Raw genomic sequence first — 22,504 nt, forward strand, 5'->3', positions numbered from 1 at the left:
CCAAATTGAGATTTAACAGTTTTTTTGCTATATCCATTTCTTCTATTGTCAGTAGTTTTATTTCGGCTATCGCCCTTTTGATAACCAAGCTCGAGCGCTAGCTCTTGCTCCAACATTTCCTGAATTACATCTTTAAACATATCTTTTAAATATTCTCCTATATCCTTTGGATTACTAAGAGCTCCATCAGCTATAATTTGTCTTATTAAATCTTTACTTAGTGTACTCATAAAAAATACCCCTTTCTGGCATCTGATTATATTTTTATCATTGCCATAAAGGAGTATTTATTTCATCATAAGCACAAATTATTTTACGTTATCAAAGATTCTAATGCAAGCACTGTAATGAGTCGTTTATGGCTGAAACTCAACTTACAGACAAAGGGTGTTTTATCTCCAGAGACGTTAAAATTTCAATATTGCAGGATCTTTGCAAATACAAATCTATGAAACTAATTGCAGAAGAACATTTTGTATCATCAAGTACGGTTTCCAGAGTACTTAGAAGTACAGAAATTAAAATTAGTAAAAAATATCTTCCTAGAGTACTTGGAATAGATGAATTTAAGTCTCTAAAATCAGTTGATGCTGCAATGAGTGTAAATTTAGTTAATAATGAAACTGGAAAAGTTTTTGATATTTGTACTCAAAAGAGTAATCTTCGGATTTAGAAGTTTAAAAAATTTAAGATTAAGAGTATTACTAAGAGAAAAAATATAAGTAATTTAAAAACAGCATCTATACAGGAAAACTGTATTAAATATTGACTTCATCAACGTTATTTGACAAAGAGCCAAAATTAATAAATGGAGATGTTGGTAGAAACACTAACATCTCTTTTTATTACAAAAAATTAAAAGTAGGAAGCTAAAAATGATTAACTTATGGAAGAAAGAAGATTTAAATTTATTATCAGAATATCCAAAGGAAGTAGTAGAAAATGTGGGTAATGTTATCAATGTTCTTAATGAAAGCTATGGAGATAACAGAAAATCAACATATTATGGTGGATATGTGTTTGTAATTGAGGATATTGAAGAATTAGAATATTTCAAATCAAATATATTAAAAGGGTTAGTAGCAGAGTTTAGTGATGTAATATATGAGAATGAAGTTAATACCTACAATTCAACTCTATATTTACTATATAGTGACTATAGTATAACTGTAATATATAAAAATGAAGAAATTAAATATTTACTAAAATAATCATATACTTATTTAAATAAAAATAAATGCAGTATTAAAAGATATGTATAATAACTTCAAGATATATAATAAATTAATAAATGATATCCTATATATTTATAAGTAAAAACTTTGATATAATATAAGAATACAAAGTAAATTTATATAATTATAGAGGAGTGGATATATGAAAGCAGGAGAAATTGAATTTCTTAGTTATTTAGAAGGATCTAATAAGAATTTTATAATATTAGGGAGTGGATATATGAAAGCAGGAGAAATTGAATTTCTTAGTTATTTAGAAGGATCTAATAAGAATTTTATAAGATTGGGGAGTGGATATATGAAAGCAGGAGAAATTGAATTTCTTAGTTATTTAGAAGGATCTAATAAGAATTTTATAATACCAGTATATCAAAGAAATTATAACTGGAAGAAAGAACAATGTAAGAGATTATTTGATGATTTAGAAGATATAATAAATTCTGGACTTAGAACTCATTTCTTAGGATCGGTTGTATCTATATACGGTATGGGAAAAGAATATTTAATAATAGATGGACAGCAAAGAGTGACTACTATGTCTATACTATTGCTTGCCATGTGTCAGATAATAAGAGAGTTGGGTCAATCAAGAGGAATTATTACAACAGAAGAACAAATTAAAGAGTGTTATCTTATAAATAAACACTCTAGGAATGAAGAGGGGAAAATAAAATTAAAGCCAATAGTAGAAGATAGAAAAGCATACTATGGATTATTTGAAGAAGAAATAAACACAAACCAAAATTCTAATATAGTTTCAAACTATCTATATTTTTATAATAGGATAAGAGAAGATAATATATCAGTAGATGACTTATTTGATGCCATACAGAAATTAATAATAGTAGAAATAGAATTAAAGAGTGGAGAAGATGATCCTCAATTAATATTTGAAAGTTTAAACTCAACAGGATTAGATTTAAGTGAAGCTGATAGGGTAAGAAACTTTGTATTAATGGGTAGAGATTCTAAAGCACAAGAAGAATTCTATAATAATTACTGGTATAGAATTGAAAAAAATACGAAAAATAATGTAAGCAGTTTTATAAGAGATTATTTAACTATAAAAGAGAGAAATATACCAAATAAAAATAAAGTACATGTTAGTTTCAAAAGATATGTTTCAGATAATGATATAAATATAGAATATTTGTTAAAGGATTTACTTAAATTTTCTAATTATTATAAAGAAATATTTGACTCAAGTACTAGCAATAGTGAGGTGAATGAAGTTCTCAAAAGGGTAAATAAATTAGAAATCTTTGTATCATATCCATTTTTATTAGAATTATTTGATGATTATAATGAAAATATACTAAGTACAGATCAGCTTATAGAAGCTCTGAATTTAGTGGAATGTTTTATACTAAGAAGGATAATATGTGATGTACCTACGAATGCATTGAATAAAATATTTATGAACTTAGGTAGAGAAATTAAAAAATCTAGTGATTATAGGGAAAATTATTCGCAAATATTAAAATATACTTTTATAAATAAAAAATCATCTCAAAGATTCCCAGATGATAATGAGTTTTCAAATGCTTTTGAAACAAAAGATATATATAATACTAAGTCAAAAAATAAGCTATATTTACTAGAGAGACTAGAAAATTATAATAACAAAGAACGTGTTGATTTAGAAAACTTAATTAATGATAATACACTTAACATAGAACATATTATGCCGCAAACATTAACAAACAAGTGGAAAGAATCATTAGGGGAAAATTATAAGGAAATACATAATAAATACTTACATACAATTGGAAATTTAACTTTGACAGGTTATAATTCTAAATTAAGTAATAAAACATTTGAGGAAAAGAAAGAAATGGAGAGTGGGTTTAAGGATAGTAGACTTTACTTAAATAAGTATATTTCAGCTATAGAGAAGTGGAGTGAAGAAGAAATAAAAAATAGAACTAAAATATTATTAAATAGAGCATTAGAAATTTGGAAATATCCAAGTACAATATATGAGCCACCAAGAAATAGTGAAAATTTATTTACATTAGAAGATGAGGATATTAATTTTACTAATGAAAGTATAGTATCCTTTAGTATATTAGGAGAATGTCATAAAGTTAAAAATTGGACAGAATTTTATGAACAAGCTGCTTTTACTTTATATGATTTAGATCCTGTAAGGTTCAATAACATTATAGATAGAACATATAAAAGAGATATTATAGATAATAATAAATCTAGAGAAGTAACTAAACTAAGAAAAGGAACTAAAATTTCAGATAATATCTACTTAGAAACAAATTTAAATACAGAGGCTAAATTAAATATAATAAGATTTTTGCTTAAAGAATTTGACATAGAGTTAAATGAAGTAGTGTTTTCTATAAAATAATGTAATAAGACTTAGATGAAAATATACGATAGAGCTATATGAGGTAATTACTATTTCATCTAGCTTATTTTGTATGCAAATAAGGACGTAATCGTATATAAAGATCGTGTTGAAGTAATAGTATATGGAGACCATGTTGAATTGATATTCAATGTGGTCTTTTCTTTTGTTGACAATGAAATAACTGATAATTTACATATTACTACAAAGAAAGAGAAAATAAAATAAATAATAAGTCAATATTTGACAAAAAAATACGTATTAAATGATATATAATCATGATAAATATATAATAACATATTTAGAAAGTTTATCTACATACTGAGGATGGTATATAAATCCATTTCGATGATAAAAAATTATTAAGCAGTACATATAATGAAAAACTAGATATTTGTAATGTGGATTTAGAATATGAAAAATATTTTAAATCCATATATATATATTAAAGAAGAGTATTATAAATTAAACTATGAAGGATATAGAAGCTTAAATGAAAGAAAAAGAAAATAAGAATAAAGATAAAGTAAATATAATTTCAGGTATCTCACAGTCTAATTTAAATCAATTACATGGAGAAGGAGCTAGTCAGATACTTCAAGCATACAAGGGAATCAGAATAGATTCACTTGGAAATGAAATAGCACATCATGGTAGGGGATTAAAACAAATCAGCGAATATGAAATAGATTCTAAAAATTCATATGGTAGCTATAAACAACAAGCTGGATTTTCATAATATAAAGTAGGGAGTATTAATCGTATTTACCCAACTATATACCACGTACAATGTTTAGTGTAATAGTTAGAGATGATGGTAATATGATAGAATAATAAAAGTATTATAATTTGTGGGGATCATTCTTGCAATTCGTATTCAACATTGAAATCCATAAAAGAGATATTGTCTAAAATAGAACCTATATAGGGTATAATTTAAACTCAATATCTCTTATTTTTTTCGATTTCGCATATTATAAAAACTAGATTCTTATCACTAATTCCTAGAATATTCGATATAATACTAGTTGATTACATGCAAACATCTTCGGTTATTTTATTGTGGAGATTTAATTATACAACGAGTCTGATATGTGTTTCTTATTTTTTATTACCATTAACACTAAGTATTATGCAGGCTTAATATTATATAAAATGAAAAAATAACCACAATTATTGTGTAATTATAGTAAAAAATGAAATGAAGAAAAAATTTATTTAACAGGGGAATGGAGGAAAGTATGAATTTATATACAGATCCAATTAATATAAAAGAGTCATCTGCAGATTCAAGAAAACCAATGAGTCATCAAATAGAGGCTATAGATTCATTAAATAAATACTTTAATTTAAATGGTAAAAAGAATGTACAACAAAATGGATTACTTGTAATGCCAACAGGAAGTGGAAAAACTTTTACTGCAGTAAATTGGTTATTAAATAGTGGAGTTGCTAGAGGTTATCGTATATTATGGCTTGCTCATAGACAAGAGCTTATAGACCAAACTAATAACGAATTTAGAAATCAAGCACCAGCATTAGCTAAGTATGGAATAAAAAAATTGAGAATAATACCTGTATCAGGCATACATTTTAAAATGTCGCAAGCTTCACGATACGATATAAATATTTGTAGTATAAGCTCTGTAGCTAACAAATATGGATATAGGTTTATTAAAAGAATGTTAGGAGAGCCAGGGTTAGAAAAGTTAATTGTAGTTATTGATGAAGCACATCATGCTGTTTCGCCATCATATCAAAAAGTATTAAAAAGAATTACACAGCTAAATCCAAATAGAATATTATTAGGATTAACAGCTACACCAACTAGAATGCAAGATTATGATAGAAAAAGATTATTCGATATGTTTAATGTTACAGTAAATGCAGAAAGTAATATAGGTCATTCCAAAGGATACATATATGAAGTCACATTGAAAAATTTATTGATTAGTGGTTTTTTAGCAAATCCTGTATATAAAAAAATAGAAACTAATATTGCAGGAGAAATAGAATATTTAATAACAGAAGATGATGAAGCTTTTTTTAACAAATTTGGAGAATTATCAGAAAAATTAAAGGATCAAATAGCTAAATCATCTTCACGTAATAAGTTTATTGTAAAGCAATATTTAGATAATAAAAATAAGTATGGGAAGACAATAATATTTGCTCTAAATCAGAATCATTGCAGGACATTATACGAAGAATTCAAAAAAGCAGGAGTAAAGTGTGATTATGTAATTTCAGATAAAGTAGGAGCACAAGACACTATAAGGAAGTTTAAAGAAAATAAATTTGATGTACTTATTAATGTACAAATACTTACTGAAGGAAGTGACATTCCAGATGTAGAGACTATATTTTTAACTAGACAAACAAATAGTGATTCATTACTTATGCAGATGATAGGAAGAGGATTAAGAGGACCAGCAGTAGGTGGGACTAAGGAAGTAAATATTATAGATTTTCATGATACATGGGATAAGTTTGTTTTTTGGCTAGATCCGGAGCAATTAGTTATTGAATCTATAGGAGACAAAACACCATCAACAGAAGTAAAAAATAATAATGACAATGAAGGGGTTATAGAGATTAAATCACAGTACACCCCTTGGGATATATATATTAAACTTTATAATAGAATGAAAGCTAATGTTATATCTAAAGAATTTGACGAAGTGTTACCTGTTGGTTGGTATGCCGTATTAAATGAAAATGGTGAAGATGTTAATGTATTGGTTTATGAAGATACACTAGATGGATTTAAATATATTGAAAAGTTTAAAGATAAATTTATTAAGGGTAAAGTAAATGCTACAGCTATTATAAGCATTTGTTTTAATAAATGTAACATTAAACCCAAAGAAAGTGGAGTAAAATTAATATTAGACAAGTTATATGAAGATGGTGAAATGCCTATATATTATACTTTTGAAGAAAGAGAAGTGTTAGATCCGAAAATAATAGCAGCAAAGATGAATCAACTATTCGTAAAAGATGAAGAAAAAGAGGAATGGTTGAAAGAAATTTTTGAAAGTACACCATTATTAAAACAAATATATAAATTATTTTATATATTTAAGAAAACGGTATTTAATTCATATCAATTAAAAAAAGAAGCTGAAATAAAAAGTGAAGATGAGAGAATAGAATATAATATTATTGATAATATGTATGATTTAGAAGATCTTCTTGATGAAGTATTAAAAGAAAATACATTTTTAAATAAAGATAATCTTTTAAGTATTGAATGGAGCGATACAGTTGTAAAGAGCTGGCTAGCACTATGTTGTAGATGGACAATAGAAGATGAACAGGATATCTATAAAATTTATGTTAATAAGTTAATGTCATCATCACAGGTAGATCGTGAAGTTATTAAATATCTTATATATCATGAGTTACTTCACAAAAATGGATTTTTTAAACATGACGATAAGTTTAGAGAGTTAGAATGGAAGTACCCTAATTCAGAGGAGTTAGATGGATTTATGGATGAAATGGCTATAAGATATAAATTAGATATTCCTAATAAAGAAATGACATATGAAAGTCAAATTGCAGATGATGTAATTACTGAAAGAGTAGTAGATATAAAGTTAGACAAGGATAAAGATATATTAAGTAAAGACAACGATACGCAAAATGTTAAAAAATATAAATATTGTAGAAATTGTGGGAATAGATTACCTAAAGATGCAAACTTATGCGATAAGTGTGGAAATAACACAAGGTATTAATTTAACCAATAGAGTAGTAACTTAAAATTATTACTCTATTTTTATATTCATTAAAATTAGAAACTCATATTACATAAAAAAGTTATAAATGAGAATAATTAAAAACTTTACACCAATTAGTCTTGAGTATAATAGTGATAAATAAAGAAAAAGTCTCATAGATTATTATAAAAAGTAAATATTAGAGGTGAAGTATGAAAAAATATGAAAGGCAACAACAAAATTCATATAAGTACACCTTAGCTAACACTAATCTAAGAGAAGAAAAATCTACTTCTTCAAATGTAATTACCGTAATACCGATAGGATCTAAGGTTCAAGTTATTGGAGCTGAAGAAGATTGGTATGAAGTATTATATAATGGACAAAGAGGGTATTTATATAGTGATTATTTATCCAAAACAAAATATACATGGACAGATGTTACTTTAAGGTCTTATCCATCTGCTGAGTCAAATCCAGTAGCTATAATTCCTCCAAAATCTATAGTGCAAGTGATATCAGTAAATGGAGATTGGAGTTATGCTATTTATGATAATCAAGTAGGATATATATTTAGCTATTTCCTTTCTGATGATGGAAATCCACCTGAAGAATATAATTTTGAGTACTTTTATACGGATATGATAAAGTTTGTAAATGACAATCAAATTAAAAGTCCAACTATAAATTTAATTACAACAGACCTAGAAAATAAACTTACTTATATATTTGAAAAAAATCCTGATGGTTCATGGAATTTATTATATAAGTGGCCATGTACAATAGGTAAGCCTAGTACACCAACTATTAAGGGTACTTTTTATGTTAGCGGTAGAAAGCCTTACTTTGGTTCTGATACTTATAGAGTGAAATATGCAACTAGAATTCGAGGTAGTTATTACTATCATTCGATTTTATTTAATCCAGCAGGAACTGAAATAATTGATGATAGACTTGGGATGGCCTTGAGCCATGGATGTATTCGATTAGCTGTAGAAAATGCTCACTGGATTTATGATAATATATTAGATAAAACTACTATAATTATAAACTAATTTAATACTTATGTATGTTATGAAATTGTCTAATGAAATCTATATTTAACAAGCTTTGTTTATGAAAAAGGAAACGTTCTAACCATAAAACTATTAAAACTATAAAATATAAGTTAATATTTTAAATATAAAAAAGGGGTTTTGCTCAGCAGATTTTATATTGCTTATGCGACAACCACTATTTTGATTTAACAATTCTAATTATGAATAGGGCATGTCAAATTACAATCAAACATATAACAAAAATTTTCTGAATATACTACTATTTTCTACAATATATAGCTATAATTACTAAGAGGGGGTTGTAAATTGATAAATCAAAACATAGTAACTAGAGTAGAAAAGAAATATGAAATAAATGAATTCGCTGCAATGAACCTAAAAAATACCTTATCTAAAACACTAACTCAAGATCCGCACAATACAGGCGATGGGTACATGGTCAGATCACTATATTTTGACACACTCTATAATAATGATTACTTTGACAAAGAGAATGGATTAGAATGCAGAAGAAAAATAAGACTTAGAATATATGATCCAGAAGCTAAATTTTTAAAATTAGAGCTAAAACAAAAAGACGGTGAATATCAACATAAGTACTCACTGACAATACCAAAAGAAATAGCCCAAGAACTCCTAAAAGGGAACTATGGAGTACTAAAAGAATTAAACAATGATTTAGCAGATAGGTTTTGTAATATAATGCAAACTGATTTATATATGCCAAAATGTATAGTAGAATATAAGAGATTAGCTTATATAGTGAAAGAAAACAATACAAGGGTAACTATAGATAGTGATTTGAAATCTAGTGAATCAAATATGGATATATTTAATCCTTCACTATCTTTAAATACGGTAACTAATAAGACAATACTAGAAGTAAAATACAACAATTTTTTATTAAGTTATGTAAAAGACATAATAGATAGCGTTAATAGATCTCAAACATCAGCTAGTAAATACTGTATGTCGAGATATATTAGCTACTTATAAGGGGGAAAAACTACAAATGAAAGAAATGCTTTTAAAATACCTTCAAGAAAGTAATGTATCTATAAGTATTGAACAGGTATTACTTAATTTTTTAGTATCAATAATATTATCTATAGTAATATATTTGGCATATAGATACTCTCATTCAAAGGCAGTATACAGCCAAAGATTCAATGTATCACTTGCAATGCTAACTATAATAACTACTATGGTTATGAATGTAATTGGAAATAACATAGCTTTATCTTTAGGTATGGTTGGTGCACTATCTATAGTACGTTTTAGAACAGCCATAAAAGACCCAAGAGATTCAGTTTATATATTTTGGTGTATAGTTGTGGGTATTTGCTGTGGGGTATCTGAATATACAATAGCAGCAGTAGGGAGTGCAATATTATTTATATTCTTACTTATATTTGGTCACATAAAGTCAAATGATAGATATTTACTTGTAATACATGCAAGTACAGAGGTTGAAGAGGAAATAGAAAAGGCTATACTAGTGTTTTATGATGGTGAAGCTAATATGCGTGTAAAAAATACGACTAGTGAAAGGGTTGAATATATATATGAACTTTCACAGCGTATAATAAATTCTTCTAAAGACAAAGGAAATATAAATAAAAAATTATATGAACTAGATGGAGTAGAAAGAGTTAATCTAGTTTGTCAAAATGAGGACATAAATAGATGATGAAAAAAGTATTTTCTAGTAAAAGAAATATAAGTATATTAGTAGCACTAGGATTATTAGTATCAAGTATTTCACTATCTATATTTATACAAAAAAATTCTCAAAAAAGAGTACATAGTCATAGACAAGAAAAAATAAAAAGCCGTCCAAAAGAATTTGATATAAAAGAGAATAATACTATAAGTGATTCTTTTAGTACCCACTTGCCGTTAGTAATTATAGATACTAAGGGTGAAAATCCAAAGGCTGGAGTTGCTTGGGACAAAGAAAAAGGCTACTTTGCACCATTAGATATAGATCCATATGTTGATGGCAATATAACTATTATTGACAATGAGAAAAGCATAAATAATATTAAGAGTAAGCCTACCAACAAATCAGATATACTAATCAGGCAAAGAGGAAATACATCGATTAGATTTCCTAAAAAACAGTATTTAATAAAAACAACAAACAAAGATGGAAGTAAAAATAAGCAAGATATACTAGGTATGGGAAAAGAATGGGAGTGGGTACTAAATATATCCTATATAGACAGAACTCTACTTAGAAACTATATGGCTTTAAATATTGCAGGGAAAGTAATGCCATATACTCCAGATGTAAGATACTGTGAAGTGGTAATGAAAGATGATGATAAGTATACCTATGAAGGTGTATACCTTATGATGGAAAATGTAAAACAGGGAGAAGATAGAGTAAGCATTTCCGAGTATGATAACAAATTTACAAAATCATCTTATTTACTAAGAAGAGATAGGTTTGAAGAAGATGCTATACTGCTAGACAATTATTCAACTAAAAATAAGCTCCCAGTAGGATACCTAGAGGTTAAATATCCAAAGAAAGATGAAATAACAAAAAAAACAATAGATTATATAACTAATGATATAAATAAATTTGAAGAATCTATTTATTCTAGTGATATTGACGAGTTTTATAAGTACAGAGATTATATAGATGTAGAATCGTTTATAGATTATTTTATAATAAATGAGTTTTTTGCCAATTACGATTCTGGATACCATTCAACTTATATATACAAAGAAAATGGTTCTAAAATTAATATGGGCCCAGTTTGGGATTTTGATATGTGTCTAGATAATGATATAAAATCACAAAACGTACTGAAAATTGATTCTACAGCAATGCATGATGCACCCTGGTTTAGTCAACTACTAAGAGATTCTAATTTCACGAAAAAATTGATAGACAGGTATAAATATTTAAGAAAAGACATATTAAGTGAGAAGAATTTAATAAAATATATAGATGAAACTGTTATGTTTTTAGGCCCTAGTATAGAAAGAGATACACTTAGATGGAAATACCAGAGTGAGTATAATACTGAAGTTGAAAAAATGAAATTTGTTATAAGGGAACACGGAAAGTGGTTAGATGAAAATATAGACTCATTATACCAATTTAGTGAATTTAGAGAAAATGAGAAAAACCAAAGTACATTAGAAAAAGCAAAAAGCTTTATACTGGGTGATGATAAAAAGACAATGATAACTAGTGTACTATCTATAATATTCATAGGTATATTTGTAGTATCTATAATTCTTGTACAAAGAGATTAAAAATAAGAGGGGATAAGCATGAAAAAGAGTACTAGTATAAAGAGGAAAATTTTATTAGTAGCATCTAGTATAACTGCATTTATATATATATTCTGGAGGTTGTTTTTTACTATTCCAATACATCACGGGATGATATCCTTAATAGCAGGGTTATCACTTGCAATAGCAGAAACTGTAGGGGTAATAGAAGCTTTTTCACATTACAAAAATTTAAGTTCAAATAAAGAACCAGAAATGCCAGAAATCCCGGTAGAATTTTACCCGGATGTCGACGTATTAATAGCGACTCATTCAGAGTCAACAGAAATACTATATAAGACAGTCAATGGTTGTACTCATATGAAATACCCAGATAAAAGTAAAGTCCATATTTACATATGTGATGATACAAATAGAATAGAAATGAAAGAACTTGCAGATGAAATGGGAGTAGGGTACATAGGATTGGCTGAAAATAAATATGCAAAAGCAGGAAACTTAAACAATGCATTAAGCAAAACCACATCACCTCTTATAGCTACGTTTGATGCAGATATGATACCACGAAGTGACTTTTTAATGAAGACAGTTCCTTATTTTAGTTTGCCGCTTATGAAAAAGGATGCAGATAATAAATGGGTAATAAAAGAAGATATAGATGGAGTAAATAAAGTAGATGAAAATTATAAAGTAGGGTTTATACAAACGCCTCAAAGCTTTTATAATCCAGATTTATTTCAATATAATTTATACTCAGAACAAAATATACCAAATGAGCAGGATTACTTTTTCAAGGAAGTCAATGTGGGTAGAAATCGTACGAATTCACCGATATATGCAGGTTCAAATACCTTAATATCTAGAGAGGCTTTAGAAGAAGTTGGTGGTATAGCCATAAAAAATATAACCGAAGACTTTGCAACAGGTATTAAAATACAAAGTAAGGGGTATAAATGCTTTGCAATATCAGAAGTATTAGCACATGGACTCGCGCCAACTGATTTTAAAAGTCTGATAAAACAGCGCCAAAGATGGGGTAGAGGTTGTGTTCAGACTATAAGAAGTTTTAATTTTTTATTTTCAAATCTGGGGATAAGGGCCAAGCTAAGTTATATAACTTGTTTTTTATATTGGACCACGTTCTTTAGAAGATTTATATATATAATATCTCCAATATTATATTCTGTGTTTGGTTTACTTATAGTAGAGTGTACTGTAAAAGAATTAATGTTTATATGGTTGCCGTCGTATTTATTATACAATATATCTTTGAGATATTTATCTAGTAATTTAAGAAACCAAAAGTGGAGTAATATAGTGGATACTATAATTTTTCCATATTTAGTAATACCGATACTCCTTGAAACTATCGGAGTTACTCTTAGAAAGTTCAACGTAACATCAAAAGAGAGGGTATCATCAAAGAATGTAGCTTTTAAATATTCAGTACCACATATTATTTTGATAGTTATATCAGTAATTGGCTTGGTATTTTCAGTAGAGGATCTTATAAAATATAAACACCTAGGAAATTTAGTAATTATATTTTGGTTGGTTATGAATATGTACTTTCTTGTTATGGCTGTATTTTTCATGCTCAGCCGTGTAAATTATAGAAGCGAGGAAAGATACTATACAAATTTAGATGTAGATTTAAGTTTTAATGAAAGACTGTTAAAAGCTACTACATCAGATATATCAGAATATGGAATGAGTTTTACAATAGATACACCGGAGTATATACCATACGATGAAGATATAGATATAAGTATTAAATATTTAGATTATAAAGCGAATTTAAAAGGTAGAGTAGTTCATGTTGATAAATTCATGGACAAATGGAAATATAGTATAAAACTAAATCATTTATCAAAAAAAGATAAAAATGAGTATTATCAGATAGTATATGATAGAGGACATACTCTAGCGACTGAGATGAGATCAAACACTATTAAAGAAATTAAATCAAATACGATTGATAGAAATAGAAAGCATAGAATTTCCAATAGAAAGTTGCCTAGAATACCGGTAAAAGTAAATGTTAATACAACAGATGGAAATACAGTAGAAGTAGTTAATTTTAATTATGAGTATATACTACTTAAAGGAAAGTTAGATGATAAAAATATTAATCTAAAATTGAAGGATGACTTAAGTTTAAATTGTTTAAAATGTGATAAAGCTACAGCAGAAAACAATACTTTATACAAAATAGAAGACTGGGAAAATATTTCAAATGATGAAAGTTTTAGAGAGATAATACTAAGCTGGACTGGAGTTTTAGAAAATAAAGAGGAACTTGCAAATGTTTAATAAAAAAACAAATAAATCTAGATTTAATGTGATTATACTTATTACATTGTTAGTAAGTTTATTTTTAAATATATTTTTATTACAAAGGTCAAATTATAGTGAATCTAATGTAAATAAAAATGCCTTAGAAGAAAATGGACACTTATCAGTAAAAAAAACAAATCTTATAAATGAGAATGGCGATATAGTAAGATTAAAAGGAATGAGTAGCCATGGACTTATGTGGTATCCAGAATATATAAATACGAGAAGCCTAGATACACTATCTGAATATGGAGCTAATGCTATTAGATTGGCGATGTACACAGACCAAAATAAAGGATATATTTATAATAAAAAAGAATCAATGAAAAATTTACTTCAAGGAATAGAAAATGTTTTGGGGGCGGATATGTATGCCATAGTAGATTGGCACACGCTAAAAGATAATAACCCTAACACATATATAGAAGAAGCTAAAGAGTTTTTTGATGAAATATCAACTAGATACAAAGACGAACCAGGTGTAATATATGAAATATTTAATGAACCAAGTGGTGATACCTCATGGAGCGATATAAAAGAGTATGCAAATATTATAATACCTATAATAAGAAAAAATTCACCAGATGCTATCATACTTGTGGGGACTCCTAATCATTGTGTAGATATAAAGAGTGCTATAAACGACCCCTTGGAGTATGAAAATATAATGTATACCTACCATTTGTACACAGGAACAAGTGATGGAGGATATAAATATTTATTAAATGATGCATTAAAAAACGATCTAGCGGTATTTATTTCTGAATGGGGACTTAGCCCAGAAAAGGGTAGTGGTGAAATAGATTTTAAAAAAGGAAGAGAGTTTATAGATTTTTTAGACCAGAACAATATTAGTTGGATTAATTGGTCTTTGAGTAATAAAGATGAACCATATTCATTTATAAGATATGATATTGATAAATTAAGTAAGTGGAATGATGATGAGTTGACACCCGTTGGAAAATTTATCAAGGATGCATTTTCTAATTAAAAATTGAAATTTATTATAACAAAAAGGTTTACAAAATATAGTAAAAGTATAAAATATAAAATAAAGATTTAAATTAACTAAGTGGTTTGTAAACGCATGGTTTTAAAGATTACAAAACTTTATTAACAGAGTGGTAAAAAAACAATATATACAAATGTATATATTGTTTTTTTGTTGAAACAAAAAATGTCTGGTTTAAAAACTAAAATTTCTGTAGATAATATAATTAAACTCCAGCATGATTTTAAATAATGAGATAAAAAAAGGAGGTGATATAGCATGGGAGTATATTACTATAAATCAGAAGAGAGATTAAAAATGATTTCTAAAATTTTAGAAGAATCAAAGGAACCAGTCAAATCAAAAATTATGGCCGAGGAACTTGGAGTATCATCAAAAACAATACAACGAGATATAAAAAAATTAAGATCTACCAATCAAATAATTATAGGTAAGTTATCTAAATCAGGAGGATATTTGAAAAAATAAGAAAAATTTACAATTAAAGATACAAGAATATAAAATATCTCTGTATCTTTAAAGGAGATTAAGATAAAAAATGGAAATATATAAGGTAATAATTAAAATTAGAAAGGGGGTAGTTTGGTGAGATTTAGTGTTGAATTTGAGACAGATAAAACACCACTACATTCTAATATGCAGGACGTAAGTATAGTAAAAGAAGCGATAAAGGAATCCAATACAGAATTATTTAATGAAATGTTTTTAAATAAAAACCATAAAGATAGTAGAAATAAGAAGCATTACTGTTGTGCAAGATATGTTACAAATTATGAAATAAAAGAAGACTTAATTAATATAAAAGAAGGAGGAAAGGTTATTTTAAACTTTTCATCACCAGATTTAGAATTTATGACTGATTTATACAATGGGTTAATGGATAAAGTAATTTTTAATTACAAGGGGTTTATCCTTAAAAAGAAAAAGATAATCATGATAAAAGAAAAGTCTATAAAGGGTAGAAGGGCGGTATTCAAAACACTTTCTCCAATAGCAATTAGAACAAAAGAAGGTAGATTTATAGATATTGAGGACTCTAATTACGAAGAAGAAATGAACTATATTATAAATAAAATCTTAGAAAATTACAGAGGTTATGGGGCAAAAGAGTATATAAGATTTAAGCCTATAAATATGAAGAAAAAAGTCATCAAAGAGGAAATAGAGGATTTTAAAAGAATAACTCAAAAAAGGTTTTTATATGTTAACTCTTATATAGGTACATTTGAATTAAGTGGGGATACTGAGGATCTAAATTTAATATATAAACTAGGGGTAGGACACAGGAGATGTCAATCATTTGGTATGGTAGATGTTATAGGCTAGGAGGTGAGTAAAATTAAAGAACTTAGGTTTTATAGAAGTGGAGAGGTTGTTAGGGATATAGGTATAATATATCTGAATAATATTGTAGATGAAATGTCAAAAAAGGGATATAAAGTTAAGGGTGAATTATCTTCTAATATGTTTAAAATTAAAGATTTTAAAGAAGAAGATTTTATTAGATTTATAACTATAGATAAATTGGACTATGGTTATTTTCCTTACTTAAGAAATAGCCCTAAATATGGAAGTAATGCACAGAGTGTAGAGAATTTCCATAGTAATTTTAAAAAACTTATATATATTGTAGCAGGAATAAATATGAAGGAATTAAGCGAACAAGAAAAAGTGCTAGAGGAGTATCAAGTATCTGAAAATATATGTAGTATATGTCACAATAATCTAGCTACTGATAATGATATTACCCATAAAACAACATCTAAGCCAAGAGTAAATTCAAAGTATAATTATTCATTTATGGGAGCTGAAAACAATATGTTTAGCAACTATGGAAACGGAAATGAAAGTGTTTGCTTTGAGTGTGAATTTCTAAATTTGATGTATTTATTATATGTAAACACAAAACAACCTAGATTTATAATATATACAGAGGATTTGAATTTAATGAATTTTCTAAATTACAAAATGGCATTGGAGTTCAAAAATTTAAATCAAAAGTCTTTTTACAAAAGATTATCAAAACATATGAACAAAAGGCTAAGAACTTACAAAATATCTATTGATACAAATAAAGGTATAATATTAAATCTTACTAATGTAATTGAGGTACAGAATATAGAAAGAATTATAAAATACTATGACATAATAGATAGGTTTAATTTTAGTAAAGAGCCTTCAAAGAGAAAAGAAATTTGTAAATCATATGTAATTTCTAAAAATATATCATCGCTAGAGAATGTTTTAATAAATAACTTGATTTATATAGATGAAGGAGAGGGAAAGGGATTAAATAAGACAAAAACTTTAATTAATGTACAGGCCTATTTAGAATTATTAAAAATGAATGATAAAGGAAGTGGTAGTATGGAATGTAAATCTAAAGGTAATGCATTTGAGGAACTTGGAGTGAGTTTAAGTGGGAAAATACCTGAGGAAAATAAGAAAACTATAATGTTTAAGATAAACCAAATGATGAAGTCTGATGATAGGACAGGTTTATTTCAAATTTTAGTACACCTTATATCTGTAAATGAATTAAGGATACCAAATAAATTTTCTTATATCATTATGAAATCTTCAAGCAATGAGATTCATTACCAAATAGGTAGATTTATGGAAGGATTTTTATCAAGTAAAAATACTGAGGAGGGAAAAGTAAATGATAAATAATATAATTTCAAGTGTTAGTATGACTATACTTACAGAAAGTTCAGTAGCATTATCTAATGACCAAGGTTTTGGTAATTATACCCCAATAAAAAAAGGATTTATGAGTGATGGACCACATGCTATAACGAGTGTAGGAACTATAACTTATGAAATAAGGAAAGGGCTTCATAAAAAGGGTTGGCCTCTTAGCGGAATTGTTTTGAATGTAGACAAAAAAGGTAAAATAACTAATATGCATTCATATGAGAAAGATATAGAAAACTGTGATAAACATGGTATGGAAAATGATATAATGGGTTATTTAATACCGGACAAACAGATAAGTAAAACTTCTCCACTTAGAATAATACCTTTAAAATCTTTGCATACTTTTAAGAATGATACACAATTAATTACCAACAGAGGATTTTTAGAAACAGAGCTTGAAAGAGAGTACTTTAAAAAAGATGGAGAAAAATACGATAGTGAGTTACCAAAAACTCAAGCACTAGCAAATGAAGAAATATTTGGAGATTACTATGTATATACAATAACAATAGAATTAGATAGATTTGGGGTTAAAGAAGTAAAAGACGGAAAATATCTAGCGCCAAAAGATAGAATATATATGGACAAGGAACTTAGAAAAGAAGCTTTAGTAGATGTAGTAGATGTTATATGTAACCTAACTAGAACTATAAAACATCAGACAGTACTATTAAAACCTTTGGCAGTATTTGGGGGTGCATTTGAATCAGTTGTACCGTACTTTTGGAATGATATCTCAATGGATGTGGAAAATAGATTAAACTTAAACGAGGTTGCAGAAACAATTTATAGTTATGATTTGCCAAAGGAGAACACTTTAGCTGTATATAGTAATAGGATAAATACCAAAATAGATAAGGAGTTTTATGAAAAGCTCGATATAAAAGATATTATAAAAGCTGGGTATCCAGTAAAAGAGATTAAAGGGTTAATATCAAGGTTAGATATAAATGATGATAATAAATGGTATCTAAAGGGTGAGTAAGATGACTAAGGAAAAGATACTTTTATTAGAAATAAAACAACCTTTTGCCCATTATAGAGAGCCACTCATGATGCAGGATGATTATATTCCAACATTAAATTTGCCTACAGCAACTACTATTGCAGGTATGATATCTAATTTAATAGATAGAGAACTAAAAAGTAATTTTAAAATAGGTGTAATTGGAACTTATAGAAATAAAAGTAGTGAATTTATAAGAGGAGAGAGTGAATCTTTTATAAGATCCTATGAAAATGAATTAAAAAAAGAGTTAAGACGTATAACTAAATCAAAGACAAATGAGAAATTAGATTATGGAGAGATATATAACTATAATAAATTGACAAAGCAAAATAGAATAATGAACTTTGAAACTTTACAAGATGTAGAACTTAAAATATTTTTAACAACACAAGATAATGAGCTAGTAAGAAAAGCATTGGAAAAACCGAAAAAATATCTATGTTTAGGAAGAAAAGAAGATTTTATATATCCAGCAAAAAAGGGGGATTTATTTGTAAAGGAAATTGAAATTGAAAAGGTGCATATAAAGTCAAAGGTAGAATCTATAAAAAATAAGTATAAAATAAAAAATACGTATGTACCAGTAGACTTAAAATCAGAAAAAAGCAATAACTTGCTTAATAATGGAGTATTGTATTCATTACCCAAGACTTATAAGGATTTGACTGCTGAAAAGGTAGATAGAGTAATTGAGTATGGAAACTATGTCTATATAGATGATCGAGGGGCTTATCTTGGCGATATTGATTTGAATATTTATAAAACAGATACAGAGAATATAGTATTTACATGGTTATAGGAGGTAAATATGGATATAAAAAAGAAAAGTATTTTGGCAAAATCTCAAAAGATAAATCAAAATAAAGAAACTTTAGTAGAACATATTGACTCCTTGTTGTTTGTATTAAAGAAAATACTAAGTGATTCAGATTTTGAATATGTTGATAAAAAAACTATAGATGAGATTGTTATTAATTTTGAAAAGCTACTAAGAATCTCTTGTGTACTCCATGATTTAGGAAAAATTAATATAAAAATGCAAGAGACATTAGAGGGAAAAGAAAACATAAAAGGCCAAAGGCATAATATTTTAACAGGAGCATTTTTAAAATTTATATTTAAAAAATTAGATTTAGAAGAAGAGCAGCAATTAATTTTATTTAAGGTGCTACTTTTACATCATGGTAGCTATAATTATTATTTAGATTTAAATAGAGCGAAAATAGAAGAATCAATTTATCATGATATAGAAGAGGCTATTTTAGAAGCTGATATTTATAATTTAGATGAGATTGAAAGTTATATTAACGAGAAACTAAATATAGATATTAAGTTTAGAAGGGATATACTAGACTATGACTTCATGGACAAGTTTAATGAAGATTTTAAAGGAGTGAGAGAATACCAATATATATATATATTGTTGAAAGGATTTTTAAACTTAATTGATCACTTAGCTTCTACTCAAATAAAAGATTTTGAATACTATTTAGCATATAAAAAAGAAGATATAGATAATAAGTTAATAGAGCATATAAGAGAAAAAAATAAATTAATGAATGTTGAGTTTAAACCAGTACAGCAAGTAGTTGGGGAACATTCCAAAGAAAATGTATTGACGCAAGCATTTACAGGAAGTGGAAAGACTGTAGCAGATTATAGATGGTACTCAAATAGAAAAATATTTCTTGTTCCAAATAAAATATCAGCAGAAAGTTTTTATAATGATGCAATAGATATACTAGGTGTTGATAATGTGGGAATATTACATGGAGATATATCTTTGTATGTAAGTCCAGAAGAAAAATATTTATCTAGAAACTTTGCCAAACCTTATATAATTGCAACTATAGATCAACTTTTACTGGCTATGTTTAAATACCCAGGCTATGAAAAAATCTTTGCAAGTATTTATGGGGCAAATATAACTGTAGATGAAGTACATCTTCTAGATCCAAGAATGTATTTAATTTTACTGTATTTTATAGAGTTTTCAACAGAGTATTTGAATGCTAATTTTCATTTAATGACAGCAACTTTGCCTAAGGTTTATAAAGAAAGGTTAGATAATTTAGGTGTTAGTTTTATAGAGTCAAATATTGATGAGGAAGTTGAAGAAAATAAGAAAGTAAGAGTAAACATATTAAAAAATGATAGAAAATCAATATTTAAAGTAGTAGAGGAAAGTATTAATAAAGGATATAAAGTGCTTATAGTTAAAAATACTGTAAAAGAAGCTATGAATACTTTCGAGTTTATAAAAGAATCACTTGATAAAAATAAAGAGGTGAATTTATTACATAGTAGATATAAGTTTGAAGATAAGTGCCAAAAATATAAAGATATATTAACACAAAGTGGAGATGTTTGGGTATCTACACAGGGTGTTGAGATATCACTAGATTTAGATTTTCCAGTTGTTATAAGTGATAACGCACCTATGGAATCAATTATACAAAGGATGGGAAGATGTAATAGGCACAATACTTTAGATAGCGGTGAATTTTACATTATAGATGAAGATAAAGATGATGTATACGACCAAGGGCTTAAGAAAATCACATTGAAGATGTTTAAGCAACTTAAAAAATCTAAAAATGAAGTCTTATCTATGAAAGATAGAAAGGTTTTGCTAGATTGCTATTATGAGGAAAAAGAAGTCAAAGCTTATTTTGAAAAAGAGTTTACAGAAGCTAGTAAAATAATAAAGGGTATTTTCGATATTAGAGAAGATAATTTGAATGGTAAGGATATTATATTTAAGTATGAGCCTTATTTAAATATTGTTGATAACAAAAAAGAGGCAGGTAAGTTATTTAGAGGTAATAGTGAAAGTATAAGAGTTATACTAGAAAGAGATTTTGAATTATTAAGAAATAAACCTGATAAATCAAAGTTGTATAGGGAATATCAACTGAATTCTATTCAAGTACCAAATAGTATCTATTACAAATTGAAAAAGTCAGAAGGTATATATCTAGTAGATGGGTATATTGTTGTTAGGGAAGGTTTTTATAGCTATTCTAGCGAGATTGGGTTTAAAGTGAATTGTAAGTAATTTAAAAATGCAGTGGGCGCAGTTTATATGAGAATAGGGTGTATGCGTTGGCATTACTTGGATTTAGGTGGTTTAAGCTGATTATCTAAAAACCTTACTGCAGGTTCACTGCAAAGTAAGAGATTTTAAGGGGATTGTTATAGTGTGTGGTGTAGCTATTTCAATGGTTATGCTTGGAGTTTATTTTGGGGTTTTATATTAACTAAGTGGTTTGTAAAGAAGTTCCTTTGCTCTATCTACAAGTTCCTGTACCCTGCGTTTTATATTAACTAAGTGGTTTGTAAAGCAAAGTGCATCGGAGATTGCAACAGTAGCAGAAGCAGTTTTATATTAACTAAGTGGTTTGTAAAGATTGTATTGTATTAGCTTTTTTTAATATAAAAGGGGCGTTTTATATTAACTAAGTGGTTTGTAAAGAATACTTACAGCATTTCACTTAAAGTGTTAAAACGTTCAGGTTTTATATTAACTAAGTGGTTTGTAAAGGGTAGGGTATGGAGTTTTTTATCACAAGCAATTTCAAAGTTTTATATTAACTAAGTGGTTTGTAAAGTACAAAATATAAACATATTACAAACTAATTTCATTATGTTTTATATTAACTAAGTGGTTTGTAAAGTCGGTTACGGTAAGATTTTTCGCATCTATATGAGTGGTTTTATATTAACTAAGTGGTTTGTAAAGAACTCAATATAAAGCTTCTCTAATGCTTTTCTTATGTGTTTTATATTAACTAAGTGGTTTGTAAAGAAGATT

17 protein-coding genes, 1 pseudogene and 1 CRISPR repeat array are annotated in these 22,504 nt (G+C 27.2%); of the genes and pseudogenes, 17 read left to right on the forward strand and 1 reads right to left on the reverse strand.

The features are described 5' to 3' along the window. Positions 1-140: pseudogene (locus tag BUB34_RS14010) on the reverse strand (transposase); the annotation flags it as partial. A 218-nt stretch (positions 141-358) separates the two neighbouring features. On the opposite strand from BUB34_RS14010, the gene BUB34_RS10500 reads away from it, so the two are divergent. The 17 genes from BUB34_RS10500 (at position 359) to BUB34_RS10580 (ending at position 21,748) form a co-directional block, all read left to right on the forward strand. Continuing rightward, the gene (locus BUB34_RS10500) at positions 359-673 is read left to right on the forward strand and encodes a hypothetical protein (protein WP_073127103.1); all 315 of its coding nucleotides are present in this window, start codon (positions 359-361) and stop codon (positions 671-673) included. A gap of 202 nt (positions 674-875) precedes the next feature. Beyond that, on the forward strand, positions 876-1,211 hold the full coding sequence (locus BUB34_RS10505) for a hypothetical protein (RefSeq protein ID WP_073127105.1): 336 nt from the start codon (positions 876-878) through the stop codon (positions 1,209-1,211). A 166-nt stretch (positions 1,212-1,377) separates the two neighbouring features. Next, positions 1,378-3,597 (forward strand): DUF262 domain-containing protein, encoded by a 2,220-nt coding sequence (locus BUB34_RS10510; protein ID WP_242948875.1) that lies wholly within the window; start codon positions 1,378-1,380, stop codon positions 3,595-3,597. 493 nt (positions 3,598-4,090) lie between these two features. Beyond that, a complete protein-coding gene (locus BUB34_RS10515; protein WP_073127107.1) occupies positions 4,091-4,336 on the forward strand; it encodes a hypothetical protein in 246 nt (81 codons plus the stop codon). A gap of 502 nt (positions 4,337-4,838) precedes the next feature. Continuing rightward, a complete protein-coding gene (locus tag BUB34_RS10520; protein WP_073127109.1) occupies positions 4,839-7,340 on the forward strand; it encodes a DEAD/DEAH box helicase family protein in 2,502 nt (833 codons plus the stop codon). A 194-nt stretch (positions 7,341-7,534) separates the two neighbouring features. Continuing rightward, entirely contained in the window at positions 7,535-8,377 is an 843-nt protein-coding gene (locus tag BUB34_RS10525) for a L,D-transpeptidase family protein (protein ID WP_073127111.1), read from the forward strand. A gap of 309 nt (positions 8,378-8,686) precedes the next feature. Further along, positions 8,687-9,376, forward strand: coding sequence for a polyphosphate polymerase domain-containing protein (locus BUB34_RS10530; protein WP_073127113.1), 690 nt, complete (start codon positions 8,687-8,689; stop codon positions 9,374-9,376). A 16-nt stretch (positions 9,377-9,392) separates the two neighbouring features. Continuing rightward, positions 9,393-10,070: a DUF4956 domain-containing protein gene (locus tag BUB34_RS10535; protein WP_073127114.1), complete on the forward strand. Its 678-nt coding sequence runs from the start codon at positions 9,393-9,395 to the stop codon at positions 10,068-10,070. Further along, on the forward strand, positions 10,067-11,653 hold the full coding sequence (locus BUB34_RS10540) for a CotH kinase family protein (protein WP_073127116.1): 1,587 nt from the start codon (positions 10,067-10,069) through the stop codon (positions 11,651-11,653). Before BUB34_RS10535 ends, BUB34_RS10540 begins: the two co-directional genes overlap by 4 nt. Before the next feature lie 18 nt (positions 11,654-11,671). Further along, positions 11,672-13,945: a glycosyltransferase family 2 protein gene (locus BUB34_RS10545; protein WP_073127118.1), complete on the forward strand. Its 2,274-nt coding sequence runs from the start codon at positions 11,672-11,674 to the stop codon at positions 13,943-13,945. Then, positions 13,938-14,960, forward strand: a complete 1,023-nt coding sequence (locus BUB34_RS10550; protein WP_073127120.1) for a glycoside hydrolase family 5 protein — start codon at positions 13,938-13,940, stop codon at positions 14,958-14,960. Before BUB34_RS10545 ends, BUB34_RS10550 begins: the two co-directional genes overlap by 8 nt. Before the next feature lie 279 nt (positions 14,961-15,239). Continuing rightward, positions 15,240-15,449 carry a helix-turn-helix domain-containing protein gene (locus BUB34_RS10555; protein ID WP_073127122.1) on the forward strand — a complete coding sequence of 70 codons (210 nt, stop codon included), beginning with the start codon at positions 15,240-15,242 and terminating at the stop codon, positions 15,447-15,449. Between the two features lie 117 nt (positions 15,450-15,566). Beyond that, positions 15,567-16,307: a CRISPR-associated endoribonuclease Cas6 gene (gene cas6, locus BUB34_RS10560; RefSeq protein WP_073127124.1), complete on the forward strand. Its 741-nt coding sequence runs from the start codon at positions 15,567-15,569 to the stop codon at positions 16,305-16,307. A 3-nt stretch (positions 16,308-16,310) separates the two neighbouring features. Then, positions 16,311-17,654, forward strand: a complete 1,344-nt coding sequence (locus BUB34_RS10565; RefSeq protein WP_073127126.1) for a hypothetical protein — start codon at positions 16,311-16,313, stop codon at positions 17,652-17,654. Next, positions 17,644-18,666, forward strand: coding sequence for a type I-B CRISPR-associated protein Cas7/Cst2/DevR (gene cas7i / locus BUB34_RS10570; protein WP_073127128.1), 1,023 nt, complete (start codon positions 17,644-17,646; stop codon positions 18,664-18,666). The genes BUB34_RS10565 and cas7i overlap by 11 nt, the downstream gene beginning before the upstream one ends. Before the next feature lies 1 nt (position 18,667). Beyond that, positions 18,668-19,489: a CRISPR-associated protein Cas5 gene (cas5, locus tag BUB34_RS10575; protein WP_073127130.1), complete on the forward strand. Its 822-nt coding sequence runs from the start codon at positions 18,668-18,670 to the stop codon at positions 19,487-19,489. Between the two features lie 9 nt (positions 19,490-19,498). Further along, entirely contained in the window at positions 19,499-21,748 is a 2,250-nt protein-coding gene (locus BUB34_RS10580; RefSeq protein WP_073127132.1) for a CRISPR-associated helicase/endonuclease Cas3, read from the forward strand. A 190-nt stretch (positions 21,749-21,938) separates the two neighbouring features. Then, a CRISPR array of direct repeats spans positions 21,939-22,498; the repeat unit is 29 nt; unit sequence GTTTTATATTAACTAAGTGGTTTGTAAAG. Positions 22,499-22,504 lie beyond the last annotated feature (6 nt).

This window comes from Asaccharospora irregularis DSM 2635 (genome assembly GCF_900129815.1).
GTDB lineage: Bacteria > Bacillota > Clostridia > Peptostreptococcales > Peptostreptococcaceae > Asaccharospora > Asaccharospora irregularis.

Excerpts from the sequence above, each read along its gene's own strand:
- BUB34_RS10500 (WP_073127103.1), top strand. The coding sequence starts at position 359 with ATGGCTGAAACTCAACTTACAGACAAAGGGTGTTTTATCTCCAGAGAC.
- BUB34_RS10505 (WP_073127105.1), top strand. The coding sequence starts at position 876 with ATGATTAACTTATGGAAGAAAGAAGATTTAAATTTATTATCAGAATAT.
- BUB34_RS10510 (WP_242948875.1), top strand. The coding sequence starts at position 1,378 with ATGAAAGCAGGAGAAATTGAATTTCTTAGTTATTTAGAAGGATCTAAT.
- BUB34_RS10515 (WP_073127107.1), top strand. The coding sequence starts at position 4,091 with ATGAAAGAAAAAGAAAATAAGAATAAAGATAAAGTAAATATAATTTCA.
- BUB34_RS10520 (WP_073127109.1), top strand. The coding sequence starts at position 4,839 with ATGAATTTATATACAGATCCAATTAATATAAAAGAGTCATCTGCAGAT.
- BUB34_RS10525 (WP_073127111.1), top strand. The coding sequence starts at position 7,535 with ATGAAAAAATATGAAAGGCAACAACAAAATTCATATAAGTACACCTTA.
- BUB34_RS10535 (WP_073127114.1), top strand. The coding sequence starts at position 9,393 with ATGAAAGAAATGCTTTTAAAATACCTTCAAGAAAGTAATGTATCTATA.
- BUB34_RS10540 (WP_073127116.1), top strand. The coding sequence starts at position 10,067 with ATGATGAAAAAAGTATTTTCTAGTAAAAGAAATATAAGTATATTAGTA.
- BUB34_RS10545 (WP_073127118.1), top strand. The coding sequence starts at position 11,672 with ATGAAAAAGAGTACTAGTATAAAGAGGAAAATTTTATTAGTAGCATCT.
- BUB34_RS10550 (WP_073127120.1), top strand. The coding sequence starts at position 13,938 with ATGTTTAATAAAAAAACAAATAAATCTAGATTTAATGTGATTATACTT.
- BUB34_RS10555 (WP_073127122.1), top strand. The coding sequence starts at position 15,240 with ATGGGAGTATATTACTATAAATCAGAAGAGAGATTAAAAATGATTTCT.
- cas7i (WP_073127128.1), top strand. The coding sequence starts at position 17,644 with ATGATAAATAATATAATTTCAAGTGTTAGTATGACTATACTTACAGAA.
- cas5 (WP_073127130.1), top strand. The coding sequence starts at position 18,668 with ATGACTAAGGAAAAGATACTTTTATTAGAAATAAAACAACCTTTTGCC.
- BUB34_RS10580 (WP_073127132.1), top strand. The coding sequence starts at position 19,499 with ATGGATATAAAAAAGAAAAGTATTTTGGCAAAATCTCAAAAGATAAAT.